This window comes from Halobacillus hunanensis, from assembly GCF_900166655.1.
Classification (GTDB): domain Bacteria; phylum Bacillota; class Bacilli; order Bacillales; family Halobacillaceae; genus Halobacillus_A; species Halobacillus_A hunanensis.
Window position 1 is genome coordinate 14,739 of sequence record NZ_FVZB01000005.1, and the last position, 22,908, is coordinate 37,646.

The window sequence follows — 22,908 nt, forward strand, 5'->3', positions numbered from 1 at the left end:
ATGGCAGCGACGAATGTGAAACAAATGAAGAGCCTCGCTCTCGCTTATATGGGAGACGGGGTCTATGAATTATATGTTCGTAAATATTTACTTGATAAAGGTGAGGTTATTAAGCCTCAACAGTTACATCAAGCAGCTGTGAGATTTGTGTCAGCTAAATCCCAGGCAAAAGTTGTTCAGGCATGGCAGGAAAGTTCCCTTTTGACAGAGGAAGAGGAAGGTGTGCTCAGGCGTGGACGCAATGCCAAGTCAGGGAGCATACCTAAGAATACAAACGTTCAAACGTATCGTTACTCGACTGCGTTTGAGGCTGTGATTGGTTATCATTATTTAGCGGGAAATACGGAGCGGCTTGAAGAGCTGATCACAAATGCTATTGATCTGGTTGAAGAAAGGAGTGAGAGTAATGAAAGATGAGTGGATTATTGGTAAAAACAGTGTACAAGAAGCATTACGATCAGGACGAGCTATTAATAAATTACTCGTTTCAGACCAACTTCAGCACAATGCTTTGAAGAAGCTTGAACAACTTGCTAAAGAGAATGGCGTCATTGTTCAGAAGGTTCCCAAGCGAAAAATTGATCAATTAGTAGACGGGAACCACCAGGGTGTAGCAGCAGCTGTAGCCGCCTACGAATATAGTGATATTGATGATTTATTTGCTCGTGCGGAAGAAAAAGGGGAGTCCCCCTTTTTTGTTATTTTAGATGAGATTGAAGATCCCCATAACCTGGGTTCGATATTGAGGACAGCAGATGCGAGTGGTGCCCATGGTATAATCATTCCTAAGCGAAGGTCAGTTGGATTAACGACTACTGTCGCCAAAACATCAACGGGAGCGATTGAATACATCCCTGTTGCCCGGGTGACGAATCTTTCCCGCACAATTGACGAACTGAAAGAACGGTTTGTTTGGGTTGTAGGAACAGATGCTGAGGGTACAGAAGATTATCGGCAGTTAGATGGTAATATGGCTGTAGCCCTTGTCATCGGAAGTGAAGGGAAAGGAATGAGCCGCTTAACGAAAGAGAAATGTGACTGGATGGTACGTCTTCCTATGGCGGGCCAAGTGACTTCTTTGAATGCTTCAGTGGCAGCGTCCCTCTTGATGTATGAAGTCTACAGGAAGCGCCGCCCCCTCGGTGAGTAACGATGATTGTTTTACTTGTTGATGGGTACAACATCATTGGAGCTTGGCCGGAGCTTAAGCGGCTTAAAGACCGGGATTTAGGTCAGGCCAGGGACCTTCTGATTGAAAAATTGGCTGAATATCAGGCATATACGGGCGACCGGGTCATTGTTGTTTTTGATGCGTACCATGTAAGGGGTCTTGAGAGGAAGCAGCACAATTTTAAAATTGAAGTCATTTTTACAAAAGAAAATGAAACAGCCGATGAGCGGATTGAGAAGCTGGCTGGGAGCTTAACCGATATAAGGACGCAAGTGTATGTAGCTACTTCTGACTATGCAGAACAACGTACGATTTTTGCACAGGGGGCCTTTAGAAAATCTGCCAGAGAACTTTACATTGAGGTTATGAATATTCAACGGGAAATAAAGAAAGATGTAGAATCTCATAAAGCCGTTCAATATCAGCCGAAGATCCCGATGAATAAAGAGATACGTGACATTTTTGAAAAGTGGCGTCGAGGAGGTAAATGACAAGGGCTTGTTGACGCTAGTGAAGCGCTTACTGTATAATATTTCTATATATTTAGGTACCACGGTCGGAGGGATCCTGAGTGAGCATCGGACAAACTGAGGCAGGCATCGAAGAGCTGGATCTTGATAAGCTTGATGACGAGTTAATCATTGAGCGTATTAACCAGGGTCAGATCCAGGCTTTAGATTATTTAATTAATAAGTATAAGAATTTCGTTCGTGCAAAAGCCCGGACGTATTTTCTTATTGGTGCAGATCGAGAAGACATTGTACAAGAAGGCATGATTGGTTTGTATAAGGCAATTAGAGACTATCAAGGGGACAAATTATCTTCGTTTAAAGCTTTCGCAGAACTTTGCGTTACCCGTCAAATTATTACCGCAATTAAAACCGCCACAAGACAGAAGCACATCCCGCTAAATTCTTATGTATCGCTGGACAAGCCCATCTTTGATGAAGAATCAGATCGTACATTATTAGATGTTATAGCCGGTTCTAAGGTCATTGACCCTCAAGAACTAATCGTCAACAAAGAAAAGTTCGGCGATATGGAAGAAAAAATTTCTGAATTATTAAGCGAATTAGAACAAAAAGTGCTCGCGCTTTATTTGGACGGGCAATCCTACCAGGAGATCTCTGTTGAGTTGAAGCGGCATGTTAAGTCGATTGATAATGCGTTGCAGCGGGTTAAGAGAAAGCTTGAGAAATACTTGGAAATGAGTGAAATTACGCTATAAGGTATAATTGACAGCCACTTGAAAGCGTGCTACATTTATGAAAGTGATTATACCTCTAACGTGGGGTGACAAAAAATGTCAACAAAGATTATTTTGGCTTGCGTACAATGCCAAAGTCGCAATTATAACACCCATAAAAATCGAACAAATCAACCCAAGCGATTAGAGGTTCGTAAGTTTTGTAAAACGTGTACAACTCATACACTTCATCGTGAAACGAAATAGAGCATGAAGCCGGCAGGCATAAGTTTGGAGGTAGTGTAGCATGTTTAAATTCTTCAAGAATGTATCCCGTGAAATGCGCAAAGTAAGCTGGCCTAAAGGACAGGAGCTTACGAGGTACACCATTACCGTATTGGGCACTGTAGCTTTCGTGGCTGTGTTCTTTGCGATTGTTGATCTAGGAATCTCTCAGGTACTTGAACTCATTTCTAAATAATAGTAAAGTCTTAATTGTGATATAATATAGTATAGCCTTGCAACAAAAACCCGTTTAACGGGTTTTTTATGTTGGTTAAAGAAAGCGACGATCATATAAATCGCTTTTTTAAATTTTAAGTTAAGGGAGGGAAGGGCAAGCCACTTGTCCTGTATGAATGGAAAAAAGATGGTATGTGGTTCACACTTATTCAGGTTATGAAAACAAAGTAAGAGCCAATTTAGAAAAACGTGTCGAATCTATGGGAATGGAGGATAAGATCTTCCGCGTTCTTGTTCCTGAGGATGAAGAAACTGAAATTAAGAACGGAAAGCGTAAAGTCGCTAAGAAAAAAGTTTTCCCTGGTTATGTACTAGCTGAGATGGTGATGACAGATGACTCATGGTATGTAGTGCGTAACACACCTGGTGTCACTGGATTCGTCGGGTCTACTGGCTCTGGTTCAAAACCAATCCCTCTCTTGCCTGAAGAAGTGGAGACGGTACTTAAACGTATGGGTATGGATAAACCTTCTGCAGCTGAAGTTGATTTTGAAGTGAAGGAAAGTGTAAAAGTTACAGAAGGTCCATTTGCGAATTTCACTGGATCCATTGAGCATATCGATTTAGATAAGCAAAAGGTAAAAGTTCATGTCAATATGTTTGGAAGAGAAACGCCGGTTGAATTGGACTTCTCACAAATTGAAAAATTATAAATCTCTCCCCCTCTTGCATTATGTGAAAATAAATGCTAAAATTCTAATGTTCTTTATGTGCCTCTATACAGAGGGGCGTTGATGCATATTAGATGAGTGGGAGGGGAAAACCCTATTACCACATCACGGACTTTAAGGAGGTGTGTCTCGTGGCTAAAAAAGTTATCAAAGTTGTTAAGCTTCAGATCCCAGCAGGTAAAGCTAACCCAGCACCACCAGTAGGACCGGCGCTAGGTCAAGCAGGTATTAATATCATGGGCTTCTGTAAGGAGTTTAACGCTAAAACGCAAGATGAAGCGGGTATGATTATTCCGGTTGAAATTACGGTATTTGAAGACCGTTCATTTACATTTGTTACTAAAACTCCGCCAGCTGCCGTTCTTCTTAAGAAAGCAGCAGGTATTGAATCAGGTTCAGGTGAGCCGAACCGTAACAAGGTAGCAGCTGTCAAGCGTGATCAAGTTCGCGAAATCGCGGAAACAAAAATGCCTGACTTAAACGCTGCTGACGTTGAAGCTGCCATGCGCATGGTTGAAGGTACAGCGCGCAGCATGGGGATCACAGTTGAAGACTAATCCCACAGCGTCACTTTGATGGAGTTAAAGGTTGCGAGAGAGGAAATTTCCTTGCTATCGCAACCTTTATTCGTGGGAGGTTAATCCGTTAAAACCACAACGAGGAGGAAATAAAATGGCTAAAAAAACGAAAAAACAACAAGAACTTCTTAAACTTGTTGATCGTACGAAATCTTATGATGCACAAGAAGCAATTAACCTTGTAAAAGAAACATCAAAAGCAAACTTTGATGAGACCGTTGAAGCGGCTTTCCGCCTAGGTGTTGATCCGAAGAAAGCGGACCAGCAAATTCGCGGAGCTATGGTGCTTCCGCACGGTACAGGTAAAACCCAGAGTGTGCTTGTTTTTGCTAAAGGTGATAAAGCAAAAGAAGCAGAAGCTGCCGGAGCTGATTATGTTGGAGATCAAGACCTTATTAACAAGATTAATCAAGGCTGGTTCGACTTTGATGTAGTCGTTGCGACTCCAGACATGATGGCTGAAGTAGGTAAGCTTGGCCGCGTACTAGGACCTAAAGGTCTTATGCCAAACCCTAAAACAGGAACCGTTACGTTTGAAGTTGAAAAAGCTGTAAATGAAATCAAAGCAGGTAAAGTAGAATACCGTGTCGATAAAGCGGCTAACATCCATGTACCAATTGGTAAATCTTCTTTCGATGCAGAGAAGCTGAAAGAAAACTTCGATGCTATTACGGATGCTTTGGTTAAAGCTAAACCTCAGGCGGCTAAAGGAACTTACATGCGTAATGCTGCTGTTTCTTCAACTATGGGGCCTGGCATTAAAGTTGATATTTCTAGTTACGTGAAATAATTATTTACATGTTGACTTTCCGTTTCTAATTTTATATAATTAGAAACGTTGTATAAATCGAATACGTTATACCGTAGACAGCAGGTGCGAATGATCGCTTAATTTCCTGCCGAGGTGTATGGATAAACAGGACAAACGGATGTCCTGGCATACGCACCTCCATGTCTGCATGGAGGTGCTTTTTTTGCTGTAGTTTGTTGGTCCTGGCATCGGAAACGGTATGATGAAACGTCAATAGGAGGTGGAACGATGAGCAAAATTATCGAGCAGAAACAGCAAGTTGTAGCTGAAATAGCTGACAAATTCCGTAACAGTAAATCTGCAGTACTTGTAGACTACCGCGGACTTGATGTAGCAGAAGTAACTGAACTTCGCTCACAGCTTCGTGAAGCAGGTGTAGACTTCAAAGTGTATAAAAACACGATGACTCGCCGTGCTGTACAAGAAGCTGAGCTTACAGAACTTGATGAGGTTCTTGTGGGGCCTACAGCTCTTGCATTTAGTGAGGATGACGCTGTTTCTCCGGCGAAAATTCTTAACAACTTTGCAAAAGATCATGACAACCTTGAACTTAAAGGCGGCGTGATTGAAGGACAAGTAGCTACTCTTGATCAAATTAAAGAGCTTGCAACTATTCCGAACTACGAAGGTCTTGTTTCTATGTTCCTAAGCGTGCTTCAAGCACCAATTCGCAACTTCGCTTACGCTACAAAGGCAATTGCGGATCAAAAAGAAGAAGAAAGCGCCTAAGCCAGCGCTCGTTATTGGCAATATAAATTTTTATTTAAAATCTAAGGAGGATCTATCTCATGTCTAATGAACAAATTATTGAAGCGATTAAAGAGATGTCTGTTCTTGAGCTTAACGATCTAGTTAAAGCAATTGAAGAAGAATTTGGTGTATCTGCTGCGGCTCCAGTTGCAGCTGGCGGTGCTGCTGCAGGCGGCGAAGCTGAAGAAGAAAAAACTGAATTCGATGTAGTACTAGAATCTGCTGGAAGCTCTAAGATTAAAGTTGTTAAAGCAGTACGTGAAATCACTGGTCTTGGTCTTAAAGATGCAAAAGATCTAGTTGACAATGCACCTGGTGCTATTAAAGAAGGCGCTGCTAAAGAAGAAGCTGAAGAAATGAAATCTAAGCTTGAAGAGGCTGGCGCTTCTGTAGAACTTAAGTAATCGTACTTGTTAAAGTAAAGCTCGCTGACTATCGGCGGGCTTTCTTTATCTCTTTTTATCTACGAAGTAACCTTTGTAGAATCTTCTGAAGTACTACTTCCCGGTAAAAGAAGGTGTTCACAGTATGTCAGAACATTATTATTCAAAGAAAACAAACGCTAAAAGTGAAGAGCGCTCATGGTCGTTTAACCTAAGGGGAATGCTATTAAATTTTACGACTGATCACGCTGTTTTTTCGAAAAGAGAGATAGACTTTGGGTCTCGTCTTCTCATTGAATCTTTCCGGGAGCCGTCTATTCGCGGGGACTTGCTGGATCTTGGGTGTGGATACGGACCAATTGGGTTATCTTTAGCTAAAGATTTAAAACAACGTCATGTTTGGATGGCTGATGTAAACGAGCGGGCTTTAACTCTTGCGAAACGAAATGCCGGGCAAAACGAAATTGAGAATGTATCAATTGTAGAAAGTAACCGTTTTGCGAGTATTCAAGGTAAGCAATTCGCTGCTATCTTGACGAACCCTCCTATACGTGCCGGAAAGAAAACCGTGCACCTCATGTTTGAAGAATCAAGAGATGCTCTTGATAATGGGGGAGAACTTTGGGTCGTGATCCAAAAGAAACAAGGAGCCCCTTCAGCTCAAACTAAATTGAATGAATTGTTCGGTGAGGTAGAGGTTGTCGAGAAGAAGAAGGGGTACTATATATTGAAAGCTAAAAAGGTTTGACTGCTCTATTGAATTGTGCTAGTATAGAAAAATGCCAATATGACCTTAGTGTTGTCAAGTCCTTTTTTTCATTATATTGAATAAATTTTTGATAGAAGGATAGAATGGTAAATCGAACAAGCAAAATGAAACGAGGTTTTTATTTGAAAACCCTTTTTCTTTTTTGTCTAACGTTAGAGAGAAATGAAGAAATACCATCCGGTTTAAGCGGGTGTTTACAATAGTGCTTGTGGCAAGATCAACCGCAAGCCTGTTCGGCATGTCTTTGCCGAACCCTTTTTTCGTTATAAAAATGCTTGATTTGAGGGGTGAATCAGTTGACAGGTCAACTAGTTCAATACGGACGACACCGCCAGCGCAGAAGTTATGCACGTATCAGTGAAGTTTTAGAGTTGCCTAATTTAATTGAAATTCAAACAGCTTCTTATGATTGGTTCTTAGAAGAAGGTTTGAAAGAAATGTTTAAAGACATTTCACCAATTGAGGATTTTACAGGTAACCTATCACTGGAATTTGTAGACTACAGCCTTGGCGAGCCAAAGTATCCAGTAGATGAGTCAAAAGATCGAGACGTAACATACAATGCACCGCTTCGTGTGAAAGTTCGTCTTCTGAACAATGAAACTGGTGAAGTGAAAGAGCAAGAAGTATTTATGGGAGATTTCCCGCTTATGACAGACACGGGTACCTTTATCATTAATGGTGCTGAGCGTGTTATTGTTTCTCAGCTTGTTCGCTCTCCAAGTGTATATTTTAATAAAAAGATTGATAAAAACGGTAAGCGAGGCTATACCGCAACTGTAATTCCGAACCGCGGGGCTTGGCTTGAGTTTGAAACAGATGCGAAGGATGTTGTGCATGTGCGGATTGATCGTACACGTAAACTTCCAATCACTGTCCTTTTACGTGCCCTTGGTTTCGGTACTGATCAAGAAATTATTGATTTGATCGGGGACAATGAGTATCTGAAAAACACATTGGAAAAAGACAATACTGAAAATAGTGAGAAAGCATTGCTTGAGATTTATGAGCGACTGCGCCCTGGTGAACCGCCAACAGTCGAAAATGCTAAAAGCTTGCTAGTTTCTCGTTTCTTTGATCCGAAACGCTATGACCTTGCACGCGTAGGCCGCTATAAAATAAATAAAAAGCTCCACATTAAAGATCGTCTCTTCAACCAAACTTTAGCAGAAACATTAGTGGATGAAGAAACGGGCGAAGTATTGGCTGAAAAAGGTGCAAAAATAGATCGGCGTTTGTTGGATAAGTTAATTCCACACTTCGATAATGAAGAAGAAACAACAAGTGAACGTGTATTAGAGACGATTGACGGGGTTCTAGAAGAACCGATCCGTGTACAATCAGTTAAAATTGTAGATCCAACCGACCCTGAAGGTGAGCGTTCCATTAATGTAATTGGAAATGCGAATATTGACCGCGACGTGAAAAACATTATGCCGGCAGATATTCTATCCTCCATCAGTTATTTCTTTAATTTATTGCATGATGTGGGTGGGACAGATGACATTGACCACTTGGGTAACCGTCGTCTTCGTTCCGTTGGAGAATTGCTTCAGAACCAATTCCGTATCGGGTTATCTCGTATGGAGCGTGTGGTAAGGGAGCGTATGTCGATTCAGGACACTTCTTCTATTACGCCACAGCAGCTCATTAATATTCGACCGGTGATTGCTTCAATTAAAGAATTCTTTGGAAGCTCCCAACTTTCACAATTTATGGATCAGACCAATCCGCTGGCTGAGCTTACGCACAAACGTCGTTTATCAGCCCTTGGACCTGGTGGTCTAACTCGTGAACGTGCAGGCTTTGAAGTTCGTGACGTACACTATTCCCACTACGGTCGTATGTGTCCTATCGAAACACCAGAAGGGCCGAACATTGGGTTGATTAACTCACTGTCTTCTTATGCAAAAGTAAATGAATTTGGTTTCATTGAAACGCCGTATCGTCGTGTTGATCCAGAAACAGGTAAGGTTACTGCCCAAATTGATTATTTAACAGCAGATGAAGAAGACAACTATGTAGTAGCCCAAGCCAACGCAAAGCTTGACGAAGATGGTTCATTCCAAGATGAAGAAGTTATCGCTCGTTTCCGTGGTGAAAACACGGTGGTAAGCCGCGATCGTCTCGATTATATGGACGTTTCACCAAAACAAGTGGTGTCTGCAGCGACTGCCTGTATCCCGTTCTTAGAAAACGACGACTCCAACCGTTCTCTTATGGGAGCAAACATGCAACGTCAAGCTGTTCCATTGCTTAAACCTGATGCACCAATTGTTGGTACAGGAATGGAGTATGTATCTGGTAAAGACTCCGGTGCTGCTGTAATTTGCCAGCACGAAGGAACAGTGGAGCGAGTAGAAGCGAAAGAAGTGCTTGTACGCCGTATTTCTGAAGTGGATGGCAGAGAGGTAGAAGGCGATTTAGACCGCTATCGTCTGCAGAAGTTTATCCGTTCTAACCAAGGAAGCTGTTACAATCAGCGTCCGATTGTTTCTAAAGGAGACCGCGTAACAAAAGGTGAAATCCTGGCTGACGGGCCGTCCATGGACATGGGTGAACTTGCGCTAGGTCAGAACCCGCTTGTTGCCTTCATGACATGGGATGGTTACAACTATGAGGATGCCATCATTATGAGCGAACGTCTCGTGAAGGACGATGTGTACACTTCCATTCATATAGAGGAATATGAGTCTGAAGCCCGCGATACAAAGCTTGGACCAGAAGAAATTACACGTGATATTCCAAACGTTGGCGAAGATGCGCTTCGTGATTTAGACGAACGCGGCATTATCCGTGTTGGTGCTGAAGTAAGTGATGGAGATTTACTAGTAGGAAAAGTAACACCTAAAGGGGTTACAGAGCTATCTGCTGAAGAGCGCCTCCTTCATGCTATCTTTGGTGAAAAAGCACGTGAAGTTCGAGACACATCTCTACGTGTACCGCATGGAGCTGGTGGGATTGTCCTCGATGTAAAAATCTTCAACCGTGAGGATGGAGATGAACTGCCTCCAGGAGTAAACCAATTAATCCGTGCCTACATCGTTCAGAAGCGTAAAATTTCTGAAGGAGATAAAATGGCAGGACGACACGGTAACAAAGGTGTTATCTCTAAGATTCTCCCTGAAGAGGATATGCCGTTCTTGCCAGACGGAACACCAGTTGACATTATGCTCAACCCTCTAGGGGTTCCATCTCGTATGAACATTGGTCAGGTGCTTGAATTACACTTGGGAATGGCTGCTCGTCAGCTTGGCACGCGTGTAGCGACGCCAGTGTTTGATGGAGCGCGTGAGGAAGACGTATGGGAAACACTAGAAGAAGCCGGTATGTCACGTGATGCAAAAACCATTCTCTATGATGGACGTACAGGTGAACCATTCGATAATCGTGTATCTGTCGGTGTCATGTATATGATTAAACTGGCACACATGGTAGATGATAAACTGCACGCTCGTTCTACGGGACCATACTCTCTTGTAACGCAACAGCCGCTGGGTGGTAAAGCACAGTTCGGCGGTCAGCGTTTTGGTGAGATGGAGGTATGGGCACTAGAAGCTTACGGTGCTGCTTATACACTGCAGGAAATTCTAACTGTGAAGTCTGATGATGTCGTTGGTCGTGTGAAGACTTACGAAGCCATCGTTAAAGGTGATAATGTTCCAGAACCAGGTGTTCCTGAATCCTTTAAAGTTCTTATTAAGGAACTTCAAAGTCTGGGTATGGATGTAAAAATTCTATCTGGTGATGAGAAGGAAATAGAAATGCGAGATATCGAAGATGAGCAAACTAAGGAATCTGAGAACTTGAACATGGAAGAACAATAGACGAGATTGTGTTCTAAGCTTAGGGTAGAACCTGGAGACTGAAAGGGAGGTAGGCCCCTTGCTAGATGTAAATAATTTTGAGTATATGAAAATTGGTTTAGCATCACCAGACAAGATACGCTCTTGGTCTTATGGTGAAGTGAAAAAACCAGAAACAATTAATTATCGTACGTTAAAGCCTGAAAAAGATGGCTTGTTCTGTGAACGGATATTTGGTCCTCAAAAAGATTGGGAATGTCATTGCGGTAAATACAAACGTGTCCGGTATAAGGGCGTTGTCTGTGATCGCTGTGGTGTGGAAGTAACGAAAGCGAAAGTACGTCGTGAGCGTATGGGGCACTTAGAATTAGCTGCCCCTGTTTCTCACATTTGGTACTTCAAAGGTATTCCGAGTCGTATGGGACTTGTTCTTGATATGTCTCCTCGTGCTTTGGAGGAAGTCATTTATTTTGCAGCATATATCGTAACCGATCCAGGGGAGACAGCTCTTGATAGGAAGCAGCTTCTTTCTGAAAAAGAGTACCGTTCATACCGTGAAAAATTCGGTCAAGGATTCCAAGCGGCCATGGGTGCAGAAGCAATTCGCAAGCTGTTATTTGATATTGATCTTGACGGAGAAGTGGAGAAATTGCAGGAAGAGCTTAAAACAGCACAAGGACAACGTCGTACACGTGCGATTAAGCGCTTGGAAGTTCTTGAGTCATTCCGTCACTCTGGAAATGACCCGTCCTGGATGATTTTGGATGTGCTTCCGGTCATTCCACCTGAACTACGTCCAATGGTTCAGCTGGATGGAGGACGTTTCGCTACTTCCGACTTAAATGACCTTTATCGTCGAGTGATCAATCGTAACAATCGTCTGAAGCGATTACTGGATCTTGGGGCTCCAACGATTATTGTTCAGAATGAAAAGCGTATGCTTCAGGAAGCTGTCGATGCTCTCATCGATAACGGCCGTCGAGGACGTCCGGTTACTGGTCCTGGTAACCGTCCGCTTAAATCCCTTTCTCACATGCTTAAAGGGAAGCAGGGGCGTTTTCGTCAAAACTTGCTCGGTAAACGTGTTGACTACTCAGGACGTTCTGTAATCGTCGTTGGACCAGGTCTTAAAATGTACCAGTGTGGTCTTCCTAAAGAAATGGCTCTTGAATTATTCAAGCCTTTTGTCATGAAAGAGCTCGTCTCACGAGGTCTTGCCCACAATATTAAATCAGCGAAACGGAAGATTGAACGTGTGCACCCAGAAGTTTGGGATGTACTAGAAGACGTGATTAAAGAACACCCTGTTCTGCTTAACCGAGCACCAACTCTTCACCGTCTGGGAATACAGGCATTTGAGCCGACCCTTGTGGAAGGCCGGGCTATCCGTCTTCATCCACTCGTGTGTACAGCTTATAACGCTGACTTTGATGGTGACCAAATGGCTGTTCACGTGCCGCTATCTTCTGAGGCTCAAGCTGAAGCACGCATTTTAATGCTGGCTGCTCAAAACATCCTTAACCCGAAAGACGGTAAACCAGTTGTTACGCCTTCTCAGGATATGGTACTTGGAAACTACTACCTTACCCTTGAACGCGCAGGCGCTGTTGGTGAGGGGATGGTCTTTAAAGATCTAAATGAGGCTATTATGTCTTATCAGAACGGATATACACACTTGCATACACGTGTTGCCGTTCAAGCCAGCTCATTGAAGAATGAAACCTTTACTGAAGAGCAGCAGCAACAATTGCTGATTACCACAGTAGGGAAATTAATCTTTAACGAAATGCTTCCAAACTCATTCCCTTACATGAATGAGCCGACACAAGAGAACTTGGAAGTGAAGACATCTGATCGGTTCTTTGTGGAGAAAGGCGCAGATGTTAGGAAAGAAATTGCAGGTCGCGAAGAAGTCCTTCCATTTAAGAAAGGAATTCTTGGGGACATTATTGCGGAAGTATTTAAACGGTTTACCATTAGTGAAACGTCCAAGATGTTGGACCGCATGAAAGATCTTGGCTTTGCTTATTCCACTAAAGCCGGGATTACTGTCGGTGTCTCTGACGTTGTTGTACTTCCAGAGAAACAAGAAATCCTTGACGAGGCACAAGCAAAAGTGGATAAAGTGCTCAAACAGTTCCGCCGTGGTCTAATTACTGAAGGGGAACGCTATGACCGTGTCATTGAAATATGGTCAGCCGCTAAAGATGATATCCAAGATCGTTTGATGCAGTCACTGAACCCTCGTAACCCGATCTTCATGATGAGTGATTCTGGCGCACGTGGTAACGCATCAAACTTTACACAGCTTGCTGGTATGCGTGGTCTGATGGCTAACCCGGCAGGACGTATTATTGAATTACCGATTAAATCAAGCTTCCGTGAGGGGCTTACTGTACTTGAATACTTTATTTCCACACACGGAGCTCGTAAAGGACTTGCCGATACAGCACTTAAGACAGCTGACTCTGGTTACTTGACGCGTCGACTTGTAGATGTGGCGCAAGATGTAATCGTTCGGGAAGATGATTGTGGAACAGACCGAGGCTTAACCGTTTCTTCTCTAAGAGAAGGGACAGAAATGATTGAGCCATTGATTGACCGTCTAATCGGGCGAACTGCTTTTGAAACGGTCAAACACCCAGAATCAGGAAAAATCCTTGCTAATCGCAACGAGGTTATTTTCGAAGATGCCGCGAAACAAATTGTTGACGCTGGCCTAGAAAAAGTTGTCATTCGCTCTGCATTCACATGTAATACGAAGCATGGTGTTTGTAAGAAGTGTTACGGTCGTAACTTAGCAACGGGTGATGAAGTGGAAGTTGGAGAAGCAGTAGGTATTATTGCTGCACAATCCATCGGTGAACCAGGTACACAGCTTACTATGCGTACTTTCCACACTGGTGGGGTAGCAGGTGATGACATCACGCAAGGTCTTCCGCGTATTCAAGAGATCGTGGAGGCGCGTAATCCGAAAGGGCAAGCAGTCATCACTGAAATCGCTGGTACAGTTCACGAGATTAGTGAAGTAAAAGAGAAGCAGGAAATTGTTGTTCAGGGCGCTGTTGAAACACGTTCCTATACAGCTCCATATGGTGCTAGACTGAGAGTTGTAGAAGGGGACGAAGTAGTAGCAGGGGAAGCTCTGACTGAAGGTTCCATCGATCCGAAAGAACTTCTAAGTGTTCAAGGACTAGATGGAGTTCAAGAATACTTGCTGAAGGAAGTTCAGAAAGTATATCGTATGCAAGGTGTTGAAATTTCAGATAAACACGTAGAAGTTATGGTTCGCCAGATGCTTCGCAAAGTTCGTGTGCTCGACTCTGGAGATACAGACGTATTGCCAGGATCTCTTCTGGAAATTCATCAATTTAAAGAGGCTAACCAACGAGTTCTTATGGAAGGCGGCCAGCCTGCTGTTGGACGTCCGGTTATTCTCGGTATTACGAAAGCTTCTCTTGAAACAGACAGCTTCTTGTCTGCAGCATCCTTCCAGGAAACTACGCGTGTCTTGACCGATGCAGCGATTAAAGGTAAGCGCGATGAGTTACTTGGACTTAAAGAGAATGTTATCATTGGTAAACTGGTTCCAGCAGGTACAGGTATGACCAGGTACCGTAAGATTAAGGCAGAGTCTGAAGCCAGTGAAGAGATTCAAACGGCTGAGGAAGTAACACAGCCCTAAGTAAAAACTAGATGAACAAGTGATAAAGCCAACAACTAACACAGGATGAACAATAAGGAAGCATCTTCTGTAAAAAAACTATTTAAAATTCAGTTGACATGAATTTCAGGTAGTGATAATATAATCAAGGTGCTTCCGTTTATCCTTGTTACTTTGGAGGATACGAAGATGTCTTATGAAAAAGTAGCAAAGGCTAAACCTGATATAGTCATTGGAACCAAACAAACACTTAAAGCTATGAAAAATGGCGAAGTGAATCATGTCATTACAGCAGAAGATGCTGATCAGTTTATGACAACGAAAGTAGCCAAACTAGCCGCGCAATTGAACATCCGTCATTCGAATGTAGATTCGATGAAGGAGTTGGGGAATGCGTGCGGCATTGATGTAGGGGCTGCTACTGTGGCGATAAAGCAATAAAGTTTTGGCGGTTAAACGCGAAAGCTTTGTTTTTTGCCTTTTTATGAACCACCTGGATGTGTGGGATTAAGAATAGATGAAGGGAGGACACTCATAATGCCAACAATAAACCAATTAGTACGTAAAGGACGCGTAAGCAAAGGTAAGAAGTCTGACTCACCTGCTTTGAACAAAGGCTACAACAGCTATAAAAAGCGTATAACTGATCAGTCTTCTCCACAAAAACGCGGCGTGTGTACACGTGTAGGTACGATGACACCTAAAAAGCCGAACTCTGCGCTTCGTAAATATGCGCGTGTTCGTCTTACCAACCAACTGGAGGTTAACGCCTACATTCCTGGTATCGGCCACAACCTGCAAGAGCACAGTGTTGTTCTTATCCGTGGCGGACGTGTTAAAGACTTACCTGGTGTGCGTTATCACATCGTACGCGGTGCATTAGATACTGCGAGCGTTGATGGTCGTATGCAAGGCCGTTCTAAATATGGTACGAAAAAGCCTAAAAAGAAATAAGACACAAATTGTGTCATTCACTAACTGTAAAAGAAAGGAGGGGAACATATGCCACGTAAAGGTCCAGTAGCTAAACGTGATGTGTTACCAGATCCAATGTATAACTCTAAGCTAGTAACCCGTTTGATCAACCAAATTATGGTTAATGGTCAGCGCGGTAAGGCTCAGAAGATTCTTTATAAATCATTTGAACTTGTTCAAGAACGTAGTGGGAATGAAGCTATGGAAACATTTGAACAAGCCATGAAGAATGTAATGCCAGTACTTGAAGTACGTGCTCGTCGTGTTGGTGGTTCTAACTACCAAGTACCTGTTGAGGTACGCCCAGAGCGTCGTCAAGCACTAGGTTTGCGCTTCATCGTGAACTATGCGCGTCTTCGCGGAGAGAAAACGATGGAAGAGCGCCTAGCTAATGAAATTCTAGATGCTGCTAACAATACCGGTGCTGCAGTTAAGCGCCGCGAAGATATGCACAAAATGGCGGAAGCAAACAAAGCATTCGCTCACTACCGTTGGTAATCATCTGCGGAATAAATTTTCATTGAGGAAGGAGAAAGAATCATGCCTAGAGAGTTCTCCTTGGAAAAGACACGTAACATCGGGGTTATGGCTCACATTGATGCCGGTAAAACAACGGCTACCGAGCGTATTCTTTTCTATACAGGACGTATCCATAAAATTGGTGAAACTCACGAAGGGGCTTCACAAATGGACTGGATGGAGCAGGAACAAGAGCGCGGAATCACGATTACTTCCGCAGCAACAACTGCTCAGTGGAAAGACCACCGTATTAACATCATTGACACACCAGGACACGTAGACTTCACAGTTGAGGTTGAACGTTCTCTGCGTGTGCTTGATGGATCTGTAGCCGTACTTGATGCTCAGTCTGGTGTTGAACCACAAACTGAAACAGTATGGCGTCAGGCAACCACATACGGTGTTCCGCGTATTGTATTTGTAAACAAAATGGACAAAATCGGAGCAGACTTCATTTACTCCTTGGGTACATTGAAAGACCGTCTAGGAGCAAATGCTGCAGCTGTTCAGCTTCCAATTGGTGCTGAGGATGACTTCGAAGGAATCATCGACCTAATAAACATGGAAGCATACTATTACATGGATGACCTTGGAACGCGTGCGGAAGCTCGTGAAATTCCTGATGAGTACAAAGAACAAGCTGAAGAGTATCACAGCAAACTAGTTGAAGCTGTTTCAGAACTTGATGAAGACTTGATGATGAAGTACTTAGAAGGAGAAGAAATCACTACAGATGAGCTTAAGGCGGCTATCCGTACAGCAACTCTAAGTGTAGATTTCTATCCGGTTTTCTGTGGATCGGCTTTCAAAAACAAAGGCGTTCAACTTCTAATTGATGGTGTTATTGATTATCTCCCATCACCGTTAGATGTACCACCAATCGAGGGACATGTCCCACAAACTGAAGAACAGGTTGTACGTAAGGCTGACGATAAAGAGCCATTCTCTGCACTGGCCTTTAAAGTTGCAACAGACCCTTATGTAGGTAAACTGACTTTCTTCCGAGTATACTCCGGTACACTTGACTCTGGCTCATATGTTAAGAACTCTACAAAAGATAAGCGTGAGCGTGTAGGACGTATCCTGCAAATGCACGCAAACTCTCGTGAAGAGATCTCTACAGTATACGCTGGGGATATTGCAGGTGCTGTTGGTCTTAAAGACACTGGTACAGGTGATACCCTATGTGCTGAGAAGAGTTTAGTTATCCTTGAATCTATGGAATTCCCTGAACCGGTTATCTCTGTTGCAATCGAACCTAAGTCTAAGGCTGACCAAGATAAGATGGCTGTAGCACTTGGTAAACTTGCAGAGGAAGATCCAACATTCCGTACAGAGACGAACGTTGAGACTGGTCAAACAATCATCGCTGGTATGGGTGAACTTCACCTTGATATTATCGTTGACCGTCTGCGTCGCGAGTTCAAAGTCGACGCAAACATTGGTGCACCGCAAGTTGCCTACCGTGAAACGTTCCGTGGAAGTGCGGAAGTTGAAGGTAAGTTCGTACGCCAGTCCGGTGGTCGTGGGCAATTCGGTCACGTTTGGGTTAAATTTGAACCAAACGAAGAAGGTGCAGGGTACGAATTCGTAAACAAGATCGTTGGTGGTGTTGTACCGCGTGAATACATTCCTTCTGTAGAAGCTGGAATTAAAGATTCTATGGAGAACGGTGTTCTTGCCGGCTATCCTATGGTTGACATCAAAGCGACGCTTTATGATGGGTCTTACCATGACGTTGACTCCAACGAAATGGCCTTTAAAGTAGCTGCATCAATGGCACTTAAAGAAGCAAAAAATAAATGTAAACCAGTTCTTCTTGAACCAATGATGAAAGTTGAAGTTGTTATTCCGGAAGAATATATGGGCGATATCATGGGTGATGTAACTTCCCGTCGTGGACGTGTAGAAGGTATGGAAACTCGCGGTACTGCTCAGGTTGTTAAAGCATTTGTTCCATTATCTGAGATGTTTGGCTATGCAACTGCACTTCGTTCAAACACACAGGGCCGTGGAACTTACACTATGCATTTTGATCACTATGAAGAAGTTCCGAAGAGTATCTCTGAGGAAATCATTAAGAAAAATGCTGGTGAGTAATTGATTTTTTTGTTAAGTTGAAGTATAACTTGTAATGTAAGCATAGGAAGATAACTTCTTCCTATCGCTTCATCATAAAACTAATTTCAAAAATAACTATGTTATTTATTTAAAGGAGGAAATATACAATGGGTAAAGAAAAATTCGACCGGTCCAAGTCCCACGTAAACATTGGTACAATTGGACACGTTGACCATGGTAAAACTACATTAACTGCAGCAATCACCACTGTACTTCACAAGAAATCCGGTGAAGGCTCTGCAATGGCTTACGATATGATCGATGGTGCTCCAGAAGAGCGTGAGCGTGGAATCACAATTTCTACTGCACACGTAGAGTACGAAACTGAAACTCGTCACTATGCACACGTTGACTGCCCTGGTCACGCTGACTATGTTAAAAACATGATCACTGGTGCTGCACAAATGGACGGAGCTATCCTAGTTGTATCTGCAGCTGATGGCCCAATGCCACAAACTCGTGAGCACATCCTGCTTTCTAAAAACGTTGGTGTACCAGCGATCGTTGTTTTCCTTAACAAAACAGACATGGTAGACGACGAAGAACTTCTTGAGTTAGTTGAAATGGAAGTTCGTGACCTTCTTTCTGAGTATGACTTCGATGGTGATGAAACACCAGTTGTAAGTGGTTCTGCTCTTAAAGCACTTGAAGGTGAAGAGAAGTACGAACAAGCTATCTTTGACCTTATGGAACAAGTTGATGCTTTCATCCCAACTCCAGACCGTGACACTGACAAGCCATTCATGATGCCAGTTGAGGATGTATTCTCAATTACTGGCCGTGGTACAGTTGCAACTGGTCGTGTTGAGCGTGGCCAAGTTAAAGTCGGCGACGAAATCGAAATCATCGGTATGGCTGAAGATGCTCGCAAAACTACGATCACTGGTGTGGAAATGTTCCGTAAGCTTCTAGATTATGCTGAAGCTGGCGATAACATTGGTGCACTTCTTCGTGGGGTTAACCGTGAAGATATCAGCCGTGGTCAAGTACTAGCTAAGCCTGGTTCTATTACACCACACACAAACTTCCAAGCTGAGGTTTATGTACTATCAAAAGATGAAGGTGGACGTCACACTCCATTCTTCTCAAACTACCGCCCTCAGTTCTACTTCCGTACAACTGATGTAACTGGTGTTATTCAACTTCCAGAAGGCGTTGAAATGGTAATGCCTGGCGATAACATTGAAATGACAGTTGAACTTATCTCTCCAATCGCGATTGAAGATGGAACTAGATTTTCTATCCGCGAAGGTGGACGTACTGTAGGTTCTGGCGTTGTTTCTAAAATTACTAAGTAATAAATGATTCCCTAAATCAGGTAACGGCCAATGGTCGTTACCTGATTTTTTATTTTTACTTGAACAGTTTTTTCATTTGAAAAACTGAAATGTCATTTATTCTGCAGTTCTATCAAAGAATGATTTCATACTTAAATCCTCCTGAGCCCAAGAGATACAAAGTGTATAAATGAATCATCTCCCCAAGTCTAGTCATGCATATAATTTAAATTAATTTTATTAGGCTAAGCAGTATCCTGAAATCTCGATAATGTCTGAGAAGAGAAGGGGAGGTGGGGAATTCAATAGGTTTTCACCAAGACACTATTAGTAAGATTGTTCTGTTGCTCTCATTAGCGAAATGGGGATGGGAAACTGCGAGACTCCTACGAGAAAGGAAACGCTGGCGCGACCCCAGAAGTCGTAGACCGAGGAGACTTGCCGGTTTTAAGGAAGTTCGGCTAAAACCGAAACCTCCTGTTTCAACGCCGGACGCCCCCAAGTCCTGTGGGGGCACCGTGGAAAGCGAGTAGTTTGCCAGCCCCATTCTCCTATTTAAAATATGGAACCTAACTCAGATTCAACAAATGAGCAGTTGTGGGGTAACACGAATAGAAAGTGATTATGAAATTGACTCAAATGAAAAGTTCTATAATCATATCTATTTAAAATGAGGGTTGAATTATGCATGAAACGCATGTATAATATCTTGAGGTGTTCACTTCATAACTTTTTATGAAAACACTCTTGCATTGACCACGATTCTTCTATATAATGAGTAATGTTGGTCATAAAAGGCGATGATGCGAAAGGTTGTTGATACACCCGGCCCCTTTGCCATGGCGGGTAACATCAAGGAATTTTCGCGGAGAATGTCTATTTTAAAAAATGGGCGAAGAAGGAGGGAAAATAATGGCAAAAGAAAAAATTCGTATTCGTTTAAAAGCGTATGATCACCGTGTGCTTGATCAATCCGCTGAGAAAATCGTAGATACTGCGAAGCGCTCTGGAGCAAATGTTTCAGGTCCAATCCCGCTTCCAACTGAGAAATCTATCTATACTGTACTTCGTGCGACTCACAAGTATAAAGATGCTCGTGAACAGTTCGAAATGCGTACACACAAACGTCTTATCGACATTGTTAATCCGACACCGCAGACAGTAGATTCGCTAATGCGTCTTGATCTGCCTTCAGGTGTGGATATTGAAATTAAATTATAAATTATAAAAAGTAACAATAGGAGGTGGAACGGATGACGAAAGGAATCTTAGGACGCAAGGTCGGCATGACTCAAATCTTTTCAGAAGACGGAGAGTTGATTCCAGTAACAGTTGTACAGGCTGAGCCAAACGTTGTTCTTCAGAAGAAGACAGTTGAAAATGATGGCTATGAAGCGTTGCAACTTGGTTTTGCTGATCAAAAGTCAAACCGTTTGAAGAAAGCTGACCAAGGTCACGCTGAAAAAGCAAACACATCACCTAAGCGCTACATTCGTGAATTCCGTAATTCTAACCTTGATGACTACGAACTAGGTCAAGAGGTTAAAGTAGATATTTTCGAAAATGGTGACGTAATCGATGTAACAGGAACTTCTAAAGGGAAAGGTTTCCAAGGCGCAATCAAGCGTCATAACCAATCTCGCGGCCCAATGAGCCACGGTTCCCGTTTTCACCGTCGTTCTGGTTCTATGGGGCAAGGTGCTGACCCATCTAAAGTCTTCAAAGGTAAAGGCCTTGCAGGACAAATGGGTGGAGAAACAGTTACCCTGCAAAACCTTGAAGTAGTGAAAGTGGACGCTGAGCGTAACCTGCTACTCATTAAAGGGAATGTCCCTGGACCGAAAAAATCATACGTTAAAGTAACAAGTGCAGTAAAGGCTAGCAAATAATTAAAGGAAGGGAGGATATGTCATGCCTAAAGTAGCACTATTAAGCCAAAGCGGCTCTCAAGTTGGAGATATCGAACTAAGTGATGCTGTTTTTGGAATTGAACCTAATACTCATGTTTTACATGAAGCTGTTGTGTCACAACGCGCTTCTTTGCGTCAAGGGACACACAAAGTTAAAAACCGTTCTGAAGTTAGTGGCGGCGGTCGTAAGCCATGGCGCCAAAAAGGTACCGGACGTGCGCGTCAAGGGTCAACCCGTTCACCACAGTGGGTAGGCGGCGGAACTGTATTTGGTCCGACCCCACGTAGCTATAGCTACAAAATGCCTAAGAAAATGCGTCGTTTAGCATTGAAATCTGCTTATTCTTCTAAAGTACAAGAAGATAATATTGTTGTGCTTGAGGACCTTTCTTTTGATGCGCCTAAAACGAAGGAAGTAGTCAACATGCTTAAAGCTTTAGATGTTAATGAAAAAGCATTGATTGTCACAGCTGATCGAAATGAAAATGCTGTTCTATCATCTAATAATCTTCCTACAGTGAAGACATTAACATTTGATGAAGTAAGTGTGTTAGATTTACTAACGCATGACAAACTTATCCTAACGAAGGAAGCAGCTGAAAAAGCAGGGGAGGTGCTCTCATAATGAAAGAACCACGCGATATCGTAAAACGCCCTGTCATTACTGAACATTCTGCTGACCTTATGGGAGAAAAGAAATACACGTTTGAAGTGAGCACGAAAGCAAATAAAACGGAAATCAAGACAGCTGTTGAAGAGATTTTCGGAGTTAAAGTTGCACGTGTAAACACAGCGAACCTTAAAGGGAAATTCAAGCGTATGGGTCGTTACGGTGGATACCGTTCTGATCGTAAGAAAGCAGTTGTCACACTAACTGAAGACAGTGAAGAACTAGAATTCTTTGAAGTATAAACTATAAATCCACTAAGTGAAGGAGGGAAATAAGATGGCGATTAAAAAGTTTCGACCAATTACTAACGGTCGTCGACACATGTCAGTATCAGATTTCTCTGAAATTACTACTGACAAACCTGAACGCTCCCTATTGACACCATTGCACAAGCGTGGTGGCCGTAATAATCAGGGTAGGCTGACAGTTCGTCATCAAGGCGGAGGTCACAAGCGTCATTACCGTATTATCGACTTTAAGCGTGATAAAGATGGAATACCTGGACGCGTTGCTACGATCGAATACGATCCAAACCGTTCCGCAAACATTGCATTAATTAACTACGTTGATGGAGAAAAACGCTACATTCTAGCTCCTAAAGGGCTGAAAGTTGGCCATGAAATCATTTCAGGTGAAGGTGCAGATATCAAAACAGGTAACTCACTTCGTCTAAAAGATATTCCAGTAGGTACAATTGTACACAACGTGGAACTTAAACCAGGGCGCGGAGGACAGCTTGTACGTTCAGCTGGTGCTTCAGCACAAATTCTTGGTCGAGAAGAAAAATATACACTTGTTCGTTTAGCTTCCCGTGAAGTTCGTCTAGTACTAAGTACTTGCCGTGCGACGATCGGTCAAGTTGGTAACCTTGAACATGAATTAATCAGCGTTGGTAAAGCTGGACGTTCTCGTTGGCAAGGCAAGCGCCCAACTGTACGTGGTTCTGTTATGAACCCTAGTGATCACCCTCACGGTGGTGGTGAAGGACGCGCGCCTATCGGCAGACCTTCTCCAGTGTCTCCATGGGGTCAGCCAACTCTTGGTTACAAGACACGTAAGCGTAACAAACCATCAGATAAATATATCGTTCGTAGAAGAGGTAAAAAATAACGGGGTTGGACGACG

The 22,908-nt window shown here is 43.0% G+C and carries 24 protein-coding genes and 1 other annotated feature; all 24 genes read left to right on the forward strand.

What is annotated here, in order from left to right:
- The 24 genes from B5354_RS00930 to rplB all read left to right on the forward strand — a co-directional run bounded on the left by B5354_RS00930 (position 1) and on the right by rplB (position 22,893).
- Positions 1–417 carry a Mini-ribonuclease 3 gene (locus B5354_RS00930; RefSeq protein WP_079525087.1) on the forward strand — a complete coding sequence of 139 codons (417 nt, stop codon included), beginning with the start codon at positions 1–3 and terminating at the stop codon, positions 415–417.
- Positions 407–1,150, forward strand: a complete 744-nt coding sequence (gene rlmB / locus B5354_RS00935; protein WP_079525089.1) for a 23S rRNA (guanosine(2251)-2'-O)-methyltransferase RlmB — start codon at positions 407–409, stop codon at positions 1,148–1,150. Before B5354_RS00930 ends, rlmB begins: the two co-directional genes overlap by 11 nt.
- Before the next feature lie 2 nt (positions 1,151–1,152).
- Positions 1,153–1,662 carry an NYN domain-containing protein gene (locus B5354_RS00940; protein ID WP_079525091.1) on the forward strand — a complete coding sequence of 170 codons (510 nt, stop codon included), beginning with the start codon at positions 1,153–1,155 and terminating at the stop codon, positions 1,660–1,662.
- Between the two features lie 80 nt (positions 1,663–1,742).
- A complete protein-coding gene (sigH, locus tag B5354_RS00945; RefSeq protein WP_079525093.1) occupies positions 1,743–2,399 on the forward strand; it encodes an RNA polymerase sporulation sigma factor SigH in 657 nt (218 codons plus the stop codon).
- A gap of 75 nt (positions 2,400–2,474) precedes the next feature.
- The gene (gene rpmG / locus B5354_RS00950; protein WP_079525095.1) at positions 2,475–2,624 is read left to right on the forward strand and encodes a 50S ribosomal protein L33; all 150 of its coding nucleotides are present in this window, start codon (positions 2,475–2,477) and stop codon (positions 2,622–2,624) included.
- Between the two features lie 40 nt (positions 2,625–2,664).
- On the forward strand, positions 2,665–2,838 hold the full coding sequence (gene secE, locus B5354_RS00955) for a preprotein translocase subunit SecE (protein WP_079525097.1): 174 nt from the start codon (positions 2,665–2,667) through the stop codon (positions 2,836–2,838).
- 157 nt (positions 2,839–2,995) lie between these two features.
- Positions 2,996–3,532: a transcription termination/antitermination protein NusG gene (nusG, locus tag B5354_RS00960; RefSeq protein WP_079525099.1), complete on the forward strand. Its 537-nt coding sequence runs from the start codon at positions 2,996–2,998 to the stop codon at positions 3,530–3,532.
- Positions 3,533–3,681: 149 nt separating this feature from the next.
- The gene (gene rplK, locus B5354_RS00965; RefSeq protein WP_079525102.1) at positions 3,682–4,107 is read left to right on the forward strand and encodes a 50S ribosomal protein L11; all 426 of its coding nucleotides are present in this window, start codon (positions 3,682–3,684) and stop codon (positions 4,105–4,107) included.
- Between the two features lie 115 nt (positions 4,108–4,222).
- Positions 4,223–4,918 carry a 50S ribosomal protein L1 gene (gene rplA / locus B5354_RS00970; RefSeq protein WP_079525104.1) on the forward strand — a complete coding sequence of 232 codons (696 nt, stop codon included), beginning with the start codon at positions 4,223–4,225 and terminating at the stop codon, positions 4,916–4,918.
- A 53-nt stretch (positions 4,919–4,971) separates the two neighbouring features.
- Positions 4,972–5,112: a sequence feature (ribosomal protein L10 leader region), on the forward strand.
- A gap of 55 nt (positions 5,113–5,167) precedes the next feature.
- Positions 5,168–5,668, forward strand: a complete 501-nt coding sequence (gene rplJ / locus B5354_RS00975; RefSeq protein WP_079525106.1) for a 50S ribosomal protein L10 — start codon at positions 5,168–5,170, stop codon at positions 5,666–5,668.
- A 59-nt stretch (positions 5,669–5,727) separates the two neighbouring features.
- The gene (gene rplL / locus B5354_RS00980) at positions 5,728–6,093 is read left to right on the forward strand and encodes a 50S ribosomal protein L7/L12 (protein ID WP_079525108.1); all 366 of its coding nucleotides are present in this window, start codon (positions 5,728–5,730) and stop codon (positions 6,091–6,093) included.
- Positions 6,094–6,217: 124 nt separating this feature from the next.
- Positions 6,218–6,820, forward strand: coding sequence for a class I SAM-dependent methyltransferase (locus tag B5354_RS00985; RefSeq protein WP_079525110.1), 603 nt, complete (start codon positions 6,218–6,220; stop codon positions 6,818–6,820).
- A 317-nt stretch (positions 6,821–7,137) separates the two neighbouring features.
- Positions 7,138–10,668, forward strand: a complete 3,531-nt coding sequence (rpoB, locus tag B5354_RS00990) for a DNA-directed RNA polymerase subunit beta (protein WP_079525112.1) — start codon at positions 7,138–7,140, stop codon at positions 10,666–10,668.
- Between the two features lie 58 nt (positions 10,669–10,726).
- A complete protein-coding gene (gene rpoC / locus B5354_RS00995; RefSeq protein ID WP_079525114.1) occupies positions 10,727–14,332 on the forward strand; it encodes a DNA-directed RNA polymerase subunit beta' in 3,606 nt (1,201 codons plus the stop codon).
- Positions 14,333–14,500: 168 nt separating this feature from the next.
- A complete protein-coding gene (locus tag B5354_RS01000; protein WP_079525116.1) occupies positions 14,501–14,752 on the forward strand; it encodes a 50S ribosomal protein L7ae-like protein in 252 nt (83 codons plus the stop codon).
- A 96-nt stretch (positions 14,753–14,848) separates the two neighbouring features.
- The gene (gene rpsL, locus B5354_RS01005; protein ID WP_079525118.1) at positions 14,849–15,265 is read left to right on the forward strand and encodes a 30S ribosomal protein S12; all 417 of its coding nucleotides are present in this window, start codon (positions 14,849–14,851) and stop codon (positions 15,263–15,265) included.
- 48 nt (positions 15,266–15,313) lie between these two features.
- A complete protein-coding gene (gene rpsG, locus B5354_RS01010) occupies positions 15,314–15,784 on the forward strand; it encodes a 30S ribosomal protein S7 (RefSeq protein WP_079525120.1) in 471 nt (156 codons plus the stop codon).
- Positions 15,785–15,826: 42 nt separating this feature from the next.
- Complete coding sequence (gene fusA / locus B5354_RS01015) at positions 15,827–17,905, forward strand: elongation factor G (RefSeq protein WP_079525122.1); 2,079 nt, start codon at positions 15,827–15,829, stop codon at positions 17,903–17,905.
- Positions 17,906–18,033: 128 nt separating this feature from the next.
- Positions 18,034–19,224, forward strand: a complete 1,191-nt coding sequence (tuf, locus tag B5354_RS01020) for an elongation factor Tu (RefSeq protein WP_079525124.1) — start codon at positions 18,034–18,036, stop codon at positions 19,222–19,224.
- An 891-nt stretch (positions 19,225–20,115) separates the two neighbouring features.
- Complete coding sequence (gene rpsJ / locus B5354_RS01030) at positions 20,116–20,424, forward strand: 30S ribosomal protein S10 (protein WP_079525128.1); 309 nt, start codon at positions 20,116–20,118, stop codon at positions 20,422–20,424.
- 32 nt (positions 20,425–20,456) lie between these two features.
- Complete coding sequence (rplC, locus tag B5354_RS01035) at positions 20,457–21,092, forward strand: 50S ribosomal protein L3 (protein ID WP_079525129.1); 636 nt, start codon at positions 20,457–20,459, stop codon at positions 21,090–21,092.
- A gap of 22 nt (positions 21,093–21,114) precedes the next feature.
- Entirely contained in the window at positions 21,115–21,738 is a 624-nt protein-coding gene (rplD, locus tag B5354_RS01040; RefSeq protein ID WP_079525131.1) for a 50S ribosomal protein L4, read from the forward strand.
- Positions 21,738–22,025 (forward strand): 50S ribosomal protein L23, encoded by a 288-nt coding sequence (rplW, locus tag B5354_RS01045; RefSeq protein WP_079525133.1) that lies wholly within the window; start codon positions 21,738–21,740, stop codon positions 22,023–22,025. The genes rplD and rplW overlap by 1 nt, the downstream gene beginning before the upstream one ends.
- A 34-nt stretch (positions 22,026–22,059) precedes the next feature.
- On the forward strand, positions 22,060–22,893 hold the full coding sequence (rplB, locus tag B5354_RS01050) for a 50S ribosomal protein L2 (RefSeq protein ID WP_079525135.1): 834 nt from the start codon (positions 22,060–22,062) through the stop codon (positions 22,891–22,893).
- The last annotated feature ends 15 nt before the right edge of the window (positions 22,894–22,908 follow it).